Source organism: Micromonospora sonchi (assembly GCF_014646235.1).
Taxonomy (GTDB): Bacteria; Actinomycetota; Actinomycetes; order Mycobacteriales; family Micromonosporaceae; genus Micromonospora; species Micromonospora sonchi.
Genome location: NZ_BMNB01000007.1, coordinates 230,297 through 241,577, shown reverse-complemented (window position 1 = coordinate 241,577; position 11,281 = coordinate 230,297). Strand labels below are relative to the sequence as shown.

At 70.6% G+C, this 11,281-nt stretch carries 14 protein-coding genes, 1 tRNA gene and 1 pseudogene; 10 read left to right on the top strand and 6 right to left on the bottom strand.

All coding sequences use genetic code 11. The features are described from left to right. Window positions 1–144 precede the first annotated feature (144 nt). Window positions 145–243, top strand: a pseudogene (locus IEY61_RS32350) (CdiA C-terminal domain-containing protein); the annotation flags it as partial. Window positions 244–258: 15 nt separating this feature from the next. Further along, the gene (locus tag IEY61_RS10290; RefSeq protein ID WP_189042927.1) at window positions 259–708 is read left to right on the top strand and encodes a SitI3 family protein; all 450 of its coding nucleotides are present in this window, start codon (window positions 259–261) and stop codon (window positions 706–708) included. A gap of 52 nt (window positions 709–760) precedes the next feature. Here IEY61_RS10290 and IEY61_RS32135 read toward each other — a convergent pair whose 3' ends face one another. From IEY61_RS32135 to IEY61_RS32130, 3 genes are all read right to left on the bottom strand, one after another. Then, window positions 761–1,234, bottom strand: a complete 474-nt coding sequence (locus IEY61_RS32135) for an ImmA/IrrE family metallo-endopeptidase (protein WP_189042926.1) — start codon at window positions 1,232–1,234, stop codon at window positions 761–763. Between the two features lie 336 nt (window positions 1,235–1,570). Further along, window positions 1,571–1,645: transfer RNA gene (locus tag IEY61_RS10280), tRNA-Val, on the bottom strand. 50 nt (window positions 1,646–1,695) lie between these two features. After that, a complete protein-coding gene (locus IEY61_RS32130; protein ID WP_373293126.1) occupies window positions 1,696–2,403 on the bottom strand; it encodes a TIGR02611 family protein in 708 nt (235 codons plus the stop codon). Window positions 2,404–2,697: 294 nt separating this feature from the next. On the opposite strand from IEY61_RS32130, the gene IEY61_RS10270 reads away from it, so the two are divergent. Then, entirely contained in the window at window positions 2,698–3,129 is a 432-nt protein-coding gene (locus tag IEY61_RS10270) for an SsgA family sporulation/cell division regulator (RefSeq protein ID WP_007457244.1), read from the top strand. 234 nt (window positions 3,130–3,363) lie between these two features. Here the strand turns inward: IEY61_RS10270 and IEY61_RS10265 are convergent, their stop codons facing one another. Further along, window positions 3,364–4,140 (bottom strand): glucose 1-dehydrogenase, encoded by a 777-nt coding sequence (locus IEY61_RS10265; protein WP_189042922.1) that lies wholly within the window; start codon window positions 4,138–4,140, stop codon window positions 3,364–3,366. 227 nt (window positions 4,141–4,367) lie between these two features. On the opposite strand from IEY61_RS10265, the gene IEY61_RS10260 reads away from it, so the two are divergent. The 5 genes from IEY61_RS10260 (at window position 4,368) to IEY61_RS10240 (ending at window position 7,364) form a co-directional block, all read left to right on the top strand. Continuing rightward, on the top strand, window positions 4,368–5,255 hold the full coding sequence (locus IEY61_RS10260; protein WP_189042920.1) for a helix-turn-helix domain-containing protein: 888 nt from the start codon (window positions 4,368–4,370) through the stop codon (window positions 5,253–5,255). A 72-nt stretch (window positions 5,256–5,327) separates the two neighbouring features. Then, window positions 5,328–5,783 (top strand): RrF2 family transcriptional regulator, encoded by a 456-nt coding sequence (locus IEY61_RS10255; protein WP_189042918.1) that lies wholly within the window; start codon window positions 5,328–5,330, stop codon window positions 5,781–5,783. After that, window positions 5,783–6,304 (top strand): GNAT family N-acetyltransferase, encoded by a 522-nt coding sequence (locus IEY61_RS10250; protein ID WP_189042916.1) that lies wholly within the window; start codon window positions 5,783–5,785, stop codon window positions 6,302–6,304. The genes IEY61_RS10255 and IEY61_RS10250 overlap by 1 nt, the downstream gene beginning before the upstream one ends. A 222-nt stretch (window positions 6,305–6,526) precedes the next feature. Further along, window positions 6,527–6,706 (top strand): DUF4236 domain-containing protein, encoded by a 180-nt coding sequence (locus IEY61_RS10245; protein ID WP_189042913.1) that lies wholly within the window; start codon window positions 6,527–6,529, stop codon window positions 6,704–6,706. A 154-nt stretch (window positions 6,707–6,860) separates the two neighbouring features. After that, window positions 6,861–7,364 carry a potassium channel family protein gene (locus tag IEY61_RS10240; RefSeq protein ID WP_189042911.1) on the top strand — a complete coding sequence of 168 codons (504 nt, stop codon included), beginning with the start codon at window positions 6,861–6,863 and terminating at the stop codon, window positions 7,362–7,364. On the opposite strand, the gene IEY61_RS10235 is transcribed toward IEY61_RS10240, so the two are convergent. Next, on the bottom strand, window positions 7,339–8,196 hold the full coding sequence (locus IEY61_RS10235; protein WP_189042909.1) for a hypothetical protein: 858 nt from the start codon (window positions 8,194–8,196) through the stop codon (window positions 7,339–7,341). The genes IEY61_RS10240 and IEY61_RS10235 overlap by 26 nt on opposite strands. Window positions 8,197–8,344: 148 nt before the next feature. Then, window positions 8,345–8,866, bottom strand: coding sequence for a VOC family protein (locus IEY61_RS10230; protein WP_189042907.1), 522 nt, complete (start codon window positions 8,864–8,866; stop codon window positions 8,345–8,347). Between the two features lie 49 nt (window positions 8,867–8,915). On the opposite strand from IEY61_RS10230, the gene IEY61_RS10225 reads away from it, so the two are divergent. Further along, complete coding sequence (locus IEY61_RS10225; RefSeq protein WP_189042948.1) at window positions 8,916–9,377, top strand: MarR family winged helix-turn-helix transcriptional regulator; 462 nt, start codon at window positions 8,916–8,918, stop codon at window positions 9,375–9,377. Window positions 9,378–9,445: 68 nt separating this feature from the next. Beyond that, window positions 9,446–11,269 (top strand): tetratricopeptide repeat protein, encoded by a 1,824-nt coding sequence (locus tag IEY61_RS10220; protein WP_189042905.1) that lies wholly within the window; start codon window positions 9,446–9,448, stop codon window positions 11,267–11,269. Window positions 11,270–11,281: the final 12 nt, after the last annotated feature.

Below are 11,281 nucleotides of genomic sequence, written 5' to 3'. Positions count from 1 at the left end.
TCCCGGCGGGCCTCGACCGCCAACCGGGTCGCACGCTCACGCAACTCATCGGGGTACTTCTTCGGGGCAGGCATCGCTGGTGTTCCTCCCAGGTTTCGATGTCTCCATCAAACCCGGTGCGGGACAGCCAGCGTTGTCGGCGCCCTACAGAAGCAGTTCAACGACGGGCCGATCTCCCACCTCAAGGAACTCACGGCCGTGACCCGCCACGGTGAGATCATTCAGATCGTCCGGCGAGACTGAGAAGGCAGGCAACGCGTGGCTATCGAGTACCGATTGACGCTGGCGGGAGACATCCCGCTGGAGCAGGTGGCCGCACTCGCTGCCCCGGAAGGCGTCGAGGAGTCGACCCTGCCGGGCTACCCACGGCTGCTCAGCGCGGACCTCAAGCACACCTCCGGATACACGATCAGCGTCTACGGCGGCAGCAACGGCTACTTCGACGCCGAAGACGACGACGGCTCCCAATGGGAATGGGAACCCGACACGTACGTCAACCTCGTCTTCCACATGCCCAAAGATGACCCCTCAGGCAAGGCGACACCTGACATGGTCGCGGCCGTAGCCCGCGTGCTCACCGGCCGGTCCGAAGACGCCGCGCTGGTCCTGAACGGCAACTGGCTCCTACTCACCCGCACCGCCGGAACCCTGACCACGCACCAGCCCTCGTGGTGGGACAACTACGGCACCAGGGACCTCCTTCCATAGCTAGGCCCGTCCTGGAGTAGCTGTCTATCCCATCTGGGATCATGTCGGCCCCCTACTCGACCCCACGAGGGACCACGCCCCAGCCATCGCGAGCCAACCTGCCCTGGCGACCATCCCGCACTGCTCGGCGGTGGCGCTTACGCGATGTCGCGTCGCCTGTTTTTGATCTTGCTGGCGACGGCGTCGACGGCGCCGTGGTGGAGTTGTCCAGGCCCCGGCAGACGAGGGCTTTGAGGCTGATGCCCCAGCGGCATTCGAGTTCGAAGTCGAGCCGGGGTGGCAGTTCGTCGGCCAGGAGCGTGCTGGGGGCGAGGAACTCGGAGGCGAACGCGGTGGCCGCGCGTTGCAGGATCTGGCTGCCGGGCTCGGTGTCGTGATGCGGGAGTAGGTGTCCGAGTTCGTGTGCGGCTCCATCCGCGAGCAGGCCTTGTCGTTCTTGGCGGGGTTGAGGAAGACGAAGGGCCGATGGCCGTACCAGTGAGAGAAGTCGTCGACCCGTTCGAAGACCTCGGGTAGTTGCCGTCATTGCCGTCGGGTGGCAGGCGCCGCGAGCACTCGACGGTGGCGTCCCGACCTCCAATGTGGGACAAGGTCGGCAGTGCCTGCGGGTCAATGGCGGGCAGAAGAATCTCCGCGACGCCCATCGGTCCAAGAACCGAGCCGTCCGGGCTTTCGGGACCCGATCTTGCCCTGAAGATCTCGACAGCGACCGCGCGCTCGTCGGCCACCGGAATGGCGGGCTGGGAGGCCCGGGCCGCGTCATCGCCACCCTGCTCCCAAACTGCTCCCAATTTAAGGGGTAACAGCCAAGAAGCTCGTTACCGAATCTTACGGCAACGAGCTTCTGACCTGCATATATTCATGGTGGGCGATACTGGGATCGAACCAGTGACCTCTTCGGTGTGAACGAAGCGCTCTCCCGCTGAGCTAATCGCCCTCAGCGCGGATGACTCTACCCGATCGAGCGTCCGGATCGCGAACCCGGGGTCAGTGCGTCGCGAGGTAGTGCAGCACGCGGGCGATCACGTCGATGCCGAGGCTGTGCTTGATCGAGAACAGGGCCACGGCGCTGACGAAGACGATGCCGACCGAGCCGATCACGAACCTTACGGCGAGTGACTGTCTTTTCACCCAGTTGGCCCAGCCGTAGACGTGGCGGCGGGTGAAGCCGAGTAGCCGCTTGGCCCAGTGGAACTCCACCGCCCAGATGCCGAGGCCGGCGATCACGATCAGCCAGCCGGGGCCGGGTAGCGGGATGAGCACGATGCCGACGCAGACCACGATGGCGCCCAGCACCCCGATTATGATCTTGAGGGCGACCCGGCCGGTGGGATTGGCCCGGATCAGTGCGAGGGTGGTGGATATCCGCCGCCGCCAGCGCGCGTGGTCGCGCCGCTCGGACACGGCGACAGCAGTCTCCTCGCGTTCGGCACCGCCGTTCATCTCGACCAACCCATTGCCGTTCACCCCGACCGGACCCGTTCGTCTCGCCGAGGAGGACTCGCCCCGTCCGGCGGAGCCATTATTCCTGGCGTGACCAGGCCCGTTGCCACCCGTCCGACCGTCGCCGGAGGGGCCGCGTTCGACCACGGACCGACCACGCCGGTCACCCTGCTCCTTTGGCACCCCGTACCCCCGCTGTTCGGCTGCGCGGACCGCGACGTTCGACGGGCTCCGAGCCGCCAGGAGGTCCACTGAGGATCGCTTACCGACCAATTCCACCCCAGTGTGACGCGAGCCCGTCACTGCGACGGCCGACTGGACGTTACCGGAGTAAGTCGACGACTGAGCCACCCGATGCCGGGCGGGATCTACGCACTGGGCAGAACCGGAAATACTACATGAATTTTCACATTCACGCGGCCTTTCCGACCCCCTTCCCACCACTGGGTGAAGTCAGCGTATGGCGGAGCGTAGCCAGGAGTAGCGGCTGAGTATGGGAAAAGCGGGACACGCGCGTTCCGCAGCGGTGCCGGGGGGAGAACGTTCATGAGTGTCATCCGACCGACGACCGTAGAGGTCGAGACGTCACTAAGGCTCGTCGCACCTGACGCCACCGCCTTGCCGGTGCGCGCCAGTCTGCGCTACGACCCTGCTGACCCGTATGCGGTCCATGTCCTGTTCCATGCCGAGTCGGCCGGTGGCGAGGCGGTGAGTTGGTCCTTTGCCCGTGAGCTGCTGGTCACCGGGCTCGACGAGCCGGCCGGTATCGGCGACGTGCGGGTCTGGCCCTGGGCGACACCGCGCGGGGACTTCGTCGCCCTGGCGCTGTCGTCGCCCGACGGCAACGCCCTGTTCGAGGTGCCGCGCAGCGTGCTGGTGCGCTTCCTGCGGCGGACCTACGTCGTCGTCCCGCGCGGCCGGGAGGCCGAGCATCTGGACGTCGACACGGCGGTGAACCGGTTGCTGGCCGGGCGCTGACCGAGCCAACGGGCCGGGGCCACGCGGATCTGCCGAGTCCGCGCGGCCCCACCCCACACCTCGCCCACCCGCCCCACTCGCCTCGCCCCGCCCCACGCCACCCCCGCACGGCGATCATGCACTTTTGGTCGGCGATATACGGCTTACGTCGTATATGCGGGGACAGAAAGTGCAAGATCGCGGTGGAGGTGGGGGCGGGAGAGGCCGGGGGGTGGGAGAGGTGGGAGTTGGGGGTCAGCCGTGGGTGGTTAGGCCGCCGTCGACCGGGATCACCGCGCCGGTCAGGTAGGCGCCAGCGCGGGACGCCAGGTAGATCGCGGTGCCCGCCATGTCGTCCGGGCGACCGATCCGCCCCAGCGGTACCTGGGACTCGATACCCGCCCGAATTGTCGGGTCGTCCAGCGCGAACGCCATCATCTTGCTCTCGAACGGCCCGGGTGCGATCGCGTTGACCGTGATCCGCTCGTCGGCGAGTTGGTGGGCCAGGTTGCGGGTCATCATGTGCAGGGCCGCCTTGGTGGCCGAGTAGGCGTACACCTCCATGGCGGGGACCCGCAGGCCGTCGACGGAGCCGATGTTGATCACACGCGCCGGGTCGTCCGGGCCGGCGGCGGCGCGCAATGCGGGCAGCAGCGCGGTGGTCAGCCGGAATACGGCCTTGACGTTGATCGCCCACAGCTTGTCGAACGCGCTCTCCGGATAGTCCTCCAGCGGCGCGCCCCAGGTGGCGCCCGCGTTGTTGACCAGTACGTCGAGCTTGTCGACCCGGTCCTGGACGGCGGCGGCCAGGCCCCGCGCGCCCTCGTCGTGGCTGAGGTCGGCGGGGATGGCCTCGCAGCGCCCCTGGGCGGACAATTCCTTCGCCACCGCGGCGCAGGCCTCCGCTCTGCGGGACGAGATGATCACGTGGGCGCCGGCGGCGACGAAGCCACGGGCGATCATCAGCCCGATGCCCCGTGAGCCGCCGGTGACCAGGACGGTCCTGCCGTCGACCGAGAACAGTTCGTTCATGCCCATCCCCCTCGCGAGCCGGCCGGTTTCCCGCCGGGAGGGCCGCCGGCACGGACCGTTCGCGGGCCACGGCGACCAGATGACTACCGGGCGGTAACCTATCGGCCCTCCCCGACCACGACAACCCCGCCAGGCCCGCCAGGCCCGGGCAAAGACGACGCGAAACGGGCGGACGCGCGGGCGGGAGGAGATGCGTCCGGCCCGGTCGCGGGCTAACGTCGCAGCTGATGGTCCCTTCCGGTCATTTCGCCACGGCCCTGTCCGACGCTGTCTCCGGTTCCGTCGAGATCGACACGGTCACGCTGGGAAGTCTGGCGCCTGACCCTGGGTGGCGACGCCAGGTGCTGGTGGATCGAGAGCTGATCGTGCTCGCCACCGCCGGTCACGGCTATGCCGAGGTGGATTTCCGCGCCCTACCCTGCCGGCCCGGCACGTTGCTGCGGGTGCGGGCCGGGCAGGTGTTGCGCTGCACGCCGCCCCGGTTGAACGCCACGGTGATCCGCTGGCATCCCGAGGCGTTGTGCGGGTTGGATGTCAACGTCGAGAAGGTGCCGGCCTGGGCCCAGCTCGCCGGCGAGGACGAGGACGCCGTCATCAACGAGGTGAGCCAACTGACCGTGGACGCTCGCCGGCACCGGGACAGCCCGGCGGGCCGCAGCCTGCTCCGCCACCAACTGGCCGTGCTGCTGCTGCGACTGAGCATGCTGCCCTCCCGGGCACGCCACCCCGAGCGCCTGGAGGAGGCCACTTTCCACCGGTTCTGCCGGGAGGTGGAACTCAGCTACCAGCACACCCGCCGGGTCGAGGACTACGCCGATCGGCTGGGGTGCTCGGTGCGTACGCTCACCCGGGCCTGCCTGTCGGTGACCGGGCGCAGCGCCAAGCAGGTGCTGGACGAGCGGGTTGCGCTCCAGGCCGCCCGGTTGCTGGCGGCCACCGACGAGCCGATCGCCCGGATCGGCCGGCGGCTCGGGTTCACCGAGCCGACCAACTTCGGGCGGTTCTTCACCCGCGAGGTCGGCGTCAGTCCCGGTACCTTCCGGGCCACTCGCGAGGATCCCGGGCCGGGCCCGGTCGTGCGGCCCCGCCTGCCCGCCGAGGCCGCCGGGGCGTGAACGGCGGCCGGGATGAGCGACCGTGCCATCCCGGCGACGCCCTGGCCGGGGTCGGTTGGGCATCATGGCAGGGTGCAGATCTCCGCTCGTGGCGACTACGCGGTGCGGGCGGCGCTCAGCCTCGCCGCCGCGTACCCGGCATTGCTGTCCACCCAGACCATCTCCACCGAGCAGGACATGCCGCGCAAGTTTCTCGAAGCGGTGCTGGCAGACCTGCGCCGCGCCGGGCTCATCCGGGCCCAGCGGGGCGCCGAAGGCGGCTACGCGCTGGCGCGACCGCCGCAGGAGGTCACCATCGGCGCGGTGCTGCGCGCGGTGGAGGGGCCGCTGGCCGGCGTGCGGGGCCGACGCCCGGAGGAGACCGAGTACGAGGGAGTGGCGCAGCACCTGCCCGGCTTCTGGGTCGCGGTGCGCGCCTCGCTCCGTCGGGTCGTCGACGAGGTGAGCCTGGCGGACCTGGTCACCGGGCGGTTGCCGGCTCACGTCCGGCGGCTCACGACTCTGCCCGACGCCTGGGAGCCCCGCTGATGCCCACCCCGACCCTGCGCACCGACCGACTGCTGCTGGAGCCCTACCGACCGGCCGACCGGGACGACTTCGTCGCCCTGTTCACCGACGTCGAGGTGGGTCGGTTCATGGGTGACGGGCCGCTGTCCAACCCCGACGCCACCGCTCTGTTCGAGCGGGTGTTCAGCAAGGTCTACGCCGGTGACCTGTTCGACGTGTGGGCGGTACGCCTCAACGGCCGCTTCGTCGGGCACGCCGAGATCAAGCGGACCGACCAGGTCGACGGGTACGAGATCGTCTACGCGTTGGCCAAGCCGGCGTGGGGCGTGGGCCTCGGCACCGAACTGGCCCGCGAACTGGTCCGGTACGGCTTCGCGGCGCTCTGCCTGTCCCGGGTGTACGCCACGGTGGCCGAGCGGAACGCTGCGTCGCTGGCGCTGCTGTCCCGCATCGGCTTCCGCCCCGAACGCGACATCACCGAGCCGGACGGCAGCATCACCCGCGTACTCGCCGTCGACAAGATGCAAGCAAGGGCACCTTAGGAAGATCGGCCCGAACACCCCGACATACCGCAACCTGCGCCGCCAACCACTGCCGGGACAGCATCACCAGGACCTGGACCCCGACCTCGCCATTGCCGATCTCTTATCGACGCCTCGTGCTGCCGCCCCGGCCGGCGTCCACTGCGGACGGGGCCGGGTTTGGCGGATCGACGCCGGGGGCATCTTCGATCGCGCAGGGACCGCGATGAAGGGAGGCCCACGATGGGTCTGATGTTCCGCAAGCGCAAGAAGTACGGGCCGCTCATCCTGAACTTCACCGAGAACGGCTTCTCGTCCTGGAGCATCAAGATCGGCCGCTGGTCCTGGAACTCGCGGGCCAAGACGCACCGCGTCGACCTGCCCGGCCCGCTGTCCTGGAAGCAGGACAAGTCTCGGGCGTGAGGTCCCGAGGTCGAGCGGGGCGCCGGAGTTCAGTTCACCGGCGTCCCGCTCGGCGTCCGGGCCGATGCCCCCGCCCGGCGTCCTGACCCGTCCGGCCGGTTCGAAACGGCACGATCGAAAGGTCAGGCCAGCCGCCTGACCGGACAATTTCGACATGAACCCGAATACGGACCAACGGCGAGCGCTTCGCCGGGCCTGGTTGTCCTGCGTACTCCTCCTGCTGACCTACTTCGTCGTGCCGCTCGAGGCCGATCCCAACGCCGCGCGGATGGGCGTACGCATCGCCCTCACCCTGCTGATGGCAGCTGCCGTCGCCTGGCTGGTGACCGGTCAGGTACGCCGGCAGCTCGTCGCCGGCCGCAGCGGCGAAGCCCGTTCGCTGACGCACCTGGCCGTGATCCTGGTCGCCGGGCTGCTCGCCTTCGCCCTGGCTGACTACGTCGTCGCGCGGGCCGCGCCGGCGCAGTTCGCCGACCTGAAGACCCGCATCGACGCGCTCTACTTCGCGGTGACCACGCTGACCACAGTCGGGTACGGCGACGTGCACGCCCAGGGGCAACTCGCCCGGGTGCTGGTGACCGTGCAGATGGTGTTCAGCATCGGGGTGATCGCCACCGGCGTGTCGCTGGTGGTCAAGCAGCTGACGGGACGGCCGTGACCAGCACGTCACCGCCGAGCCGGCCCTGCTCCGGTGCGCGGCTGACCCGCCCCGCATCGAGCAGCGCGGTCAGCGCCCGCAACGCGTCCACGGCCCGGTACGCGGTGGCGGTGACCGCGTACCGGCGCAGCTCGGTAACCGTACCCGGGCCGTTGCAGGTCAGCTCGGTCAGCAGGGCACGAGCCAACGGCGCCGGGTCCACCTCCGGCGCGGGCGACAGCGGCATCCCGTACGGGTCGAGGAGCCGTTGCCCGGCCGCCCACAGTTCCTCTTTCACCGCCTCCAGGCTGCGGTCGGAGCCGGTGCCGAAGCCGACCCGCCGGCCGGTGTCGGCCAGCTCCACCTCGGTCGACAGCGGGAACCCGGCGTCGGCCAGCGCCGGCCGCAGGGCCACGCCGGCACCGGCGAGCAGCAGCGCCTCGGCGGGTCGCCCGGTCGTGGCGGCGGACAGGGCCACCGGGTCCACAGCGTCCTCCGCCGCGAGGTAGGAGAGCACCGGTGCCCCGGAAGCGCCGGCCGCCCGCAGCGCCACCGGTAGCCGGCTCGGCGGGCCGGGCATCAGGTGCACCGCGACCTCGGGTGGCAGCCCGGCCTCGAGCGCACCGAGCCGGGTGGGTAGGTCACCGGCGTCGTCGGTCAGCACCAGCACGGTGATTCGGCAGCCCCGCAGCCGGTCGGCGTACTCGCCCACCACCCGCAGCGCCTCCTCGGCCACAGTCCCGTCGTCCGCGCCGCACATCAGGGCGACGGTCCCCCGCCGTGCCCGCCCCAGAACCCCCGGCACCCACCCCCGCAGCCGCCGCCCGAACACTCCACCACCAAAACTCCCCATCCCGCCGTTCTACCCCACCCCCACCCCCACCCTCGCCCTCATCCGTTGATCATGAAGTTATTGCCACTGGAAAACGCTTTCCAGTGGCAATAACTTCATGATCAACCCGATGGAGGGCGGGGTGGGGGTGGGGGTGGGGGTGGGGCTGTCAGGCGGGGATGGAGATGCCGATGCCGCCGCGGGTGTCGGCGCCGTAGCGGCGGATCTCGGCGGACAGGTCGAGGCGACCGATCCGGGTACGGGCGGCGAGCGCGGCCTCGTCGAGCTGGCCGGCCGGCACCAGCCAGACCACCTCGAACTCCAGTCCGTCCGGGTCCCGCCCGTAAAGACTCTTCGTGGTGCCGTGGTCGGAGGTGCCGACCAGGGCGCCGGCCTCGGTCAGCCGCTGGGCCGTGGCGGCCAGTTCCTCCAGCGTGTCCACCTCCCAGGCCAGGTGGTAAAGGCCGACGGTGGACCGGCCGGCGGTCGACTGGCCGGCCCGCGCGCCGATCTCGAACAGGCCGAGGTCGTGGTCGTTGGTGGAGTCGGGCGCCTGGAGGAAAGCGGCGCCGCGGAAACCTTCCGGGGTCATCGGCACCCGGCGGAAGCCCAGCACGTCGCGGTAGAACGCGACGCTGCGGTCGAGATCGGTGACGTACAGGACTGCGTGGTTGAGGCGATGGATTCCCATGTCACCCACGGTAGCGCCTTTTTGTTGAACATTCAACTATTCGGGTATGATGATGGTCATGACCCGCTGGCTGAACCCGGACGAGCAACGCACCTGGCGAGCCTTCCTGGCCGCCTCCCGGACGTTGATGGAGACGCTCGACCGCGAGCTGCAACGCGACGCCGGAATGCCGCACGCCTACTACGAGATCCTGGTACGCCTCTCCGAGGCGCCCGAACGCCGACTGCGGATGAGCGAGCTGGCCGAGTTGACCGGCTCCTCCCGCAGCCGACTCTCGCACGCCGTGGCCCGGCTGGAGACGGCCGGCTGGGTGCGCCGCGAGGAGTGCCCGACCGACCGGCGCGGGCAACTCGCCCTGCTCACCGAGGAGGGCTTCGCCACCCTCGCCGCCGCCGCACCCGGCCACGTCGAGGGGGTACGCCGGCACCTGTTCGACGCGCTCAGCCCGGCCCAGGTCGACCAGTTGCGCCGGATCAGCGAGGCGCTGACCGATCACCTGAGCCGTCCCTGACCAGATCCGGACCGAACCACTCCGGCGCGGGTCTTGTACATATCGTCGTCGGATGAGCACGATGGGGCGTGCCCTCCGGCTTCGGTGAACTGACTGATCAGGCGCACGACCTGGTCTCCGCCGGCGACCTCGCCGGTGCCCAACGGCTGCTCGCCGACGCGCTGACCGGCGCCGATCCGCGCCCCGCCAACGCGACAGCTGAGCTTGCCGAGGCGGCCAGCCTGCATGCGCGGGTGCTGATCGCGCTCGGCGAGCCGCACTCGGCTCGGGCCTGGGCCGCCTACGCGTACGCCGCCGCCACCCAACTGCACGGCCGCTCCGACCCGCGTACGGTGGCCGTTGCCGCCACCTTGGCGGCGGTGCTGCACCGGGTGGGCAGCTGGTCCCGGGCGGCCCGGCTGTACCAGGAAGTGATCATCGAGCTGACCGCTTCGGACGGGCCGGAGTCGTTGCGGGTGCTCGCCGCGCACGCCGACCTGGCCACCGTGGAGTACGCCCGCGGCCAGTGCCAGGTGGCTCGCGAACGCCTCCAGGACGCCTGGGAGCTGCACCGCGAGGTCTACGGCGACGGGCACCCGAGCGGGATCAAGATGCTCGCCCGGCTCGGCGCGATGCAGCGCGACTGCGGACAGTTCGGCGAAGCGCACGACAGTCTCTCCCTGGCCCGCGAGTTGTGCCGTCAGCACCTGGCCCCGGACGATCCGCTGGCCACGCAGGTGGCGGCCCTGGCCCGGGCGGCGGCGAATTCGGACCATGTCTGTTCCGACACGCCGCCGGTCGGCGCGCACGGTTCGGCCGTGCCAGCCGCCCGTGTCCCGCCATCCGACGCCCAGTCCACACCGCACTGGCCCGATCCGGCGCTCTCGGACCCCACCATGACCGGCCCGGCCGGGCCATCCCCGAACACGACCCGCCCGGCCGAAGCGAACGCCACGGACCCCCACGAGACGAGCCCGGACCCGACCGGCCCGGCCGGGACGAGCGGGATGGGGTGGTCGGATGAGGACGCGAGCGAGTTCGCTGCGGAACAGCACCCCGTCGAGGGGTACCACCCCAGCCAGGGCCATCCGACGACGGGTCACTCGCCCGGCGTGGCCTCGCCGGTGCCCACTCCCCGGCAACCCGTGGACGGGCCCGCCGGGCCGCCGGAGGACTGGTGGGCCTCGCCACCGCCGCACCAGCCGGGCACCGCAGACATCGGCTGGCCCGCCGCCGACCAACCCGAGCTCGACCCGTACCCCGGTGAGCCCGGCCCGGATCCGTACCCCACCGGTGCGCCGTCGTACCCGGAACAGTCGACTGCGCTGCCGCCGAGGGTGGGCGATCTGACCGGCCTGACCCCGCAGGTGTCCGGGGTGTACCGGCTGCGTCGGGTCGCCGAGCCCGAGCCGGGACCACCGTCACGGCTGCTTCCGGTGCCGGTACGCCCGGTCCCGGTGCCGCCCCGACGACCGAACCGGCTGCTGTTCATCGTGGCGGCGGGCGTGATCGTGGTGCTGCTCGGCACCGCCGCGATCATCGCCGGAGTGTCGCGGGTCGACCGCCTCGGCAATTCCGCGCCCACCGCGAGCGGCGCGCCGACTCCGGTGGCCACCACCCCTGACTCGGCGCCCGCCTCGCCCGGCACCCCGCCCACCGGGCTCGCGCTGGAGGACAACCGTGACAGCGTGACGCTGAGTTGGAAGTACCCGGCCGGGAGCGAGGGGCCGGTGATCGTCTCGGGTGGCCGCAGCGGTCAGCCGCCGGCCCCCTTCGCCGATCTGCCCGCCGGCACCGAGAGCTTTGTCGTCTACAGCCTCGACCATCGACTCGATTACTGCTTCACGGTGGCGGTCGCCTGGTCGACCGAGACCGTCGCCCGCTCCGGTGAGGTCTGCACGAAGCGTCGCTGAGCACGGCCCGGC

Excerpts from the sequence above, each read along its gene's own strand:
- IEY61_RS32135 (WP_189042926.1), bottom strand. The coding sequence starts at position 1,234 with ATGACGGCAACTACCCGAGGTCTTCGAACGGGTCGACGACTTCTCTCA.
- IEY61_RS10270 (WP_007457244.1), top strand. The coding sequence starts at position 2,698 with ATGAGTGTCATCCGACCGACGACCGTAGAGGTCGAGACGTCACTAAGG.
- IEY61_RS10265 (WP_189042922.1), bottom strand. The coding sequence starts at position 4,140 with ATGAACGAACTGTTCTCGGTCGACGGCAGGACCGTCCTGGTCACCGGC.
- IEY61_RS10260 (WP_189042920.1), top strand. The coding sequence starts at position 4,368 with ATGGTCCCTTCCGGTCATTTCGCCACGGCCCTGTCCGACGCTGTCTCC.
- IEY61_RS10250 (WP_189042916.1), top strand. The coding sequence starts at position 5,783 with ATGCCCACCCCGACCCTGCGCACCGACCGACTGCTGCTGGAGCCCTAC.
- IEY61_RS10245 (WP_189042913.1), top strand. The coding sequence starts at position 6,527 with ATGGGTCTGATGTTCCGCAAGCGCAAGAAGTACGGGCCGCTCATCCTG.
- IEY61_RS10240 (WP_189042911.1), top strand. The coding sequence starts at position 6,861 with ATGAACCCGAATACGGACCAACGGCGAGCGCTTCGCCGGGCCTGGTTG.
- IEY61_RS10235 (WP_189042909.1), bottom strand. The coding sequence starts at position 8,196 with ATGGGGAGTTTTGGTGGTGGAGTGTTCGGGCGGCGGCTGCGGGGGTGG.
- IEY61_RS10230 (WP_189042907.1), bottom strand. The coding sequence starts at position 8,866 with ATGGGAATCCATCGCCTCAACCACGCAGTCCTGTACGTCACCGATCTC.
- IEY61_RS10225 (WP_189042948.1), top strand. The coding sequence starts at position 8,916 with ATGATGGTCATGACCCGCTGGCTGAACCCGGACGAGCAACGCACCTGG.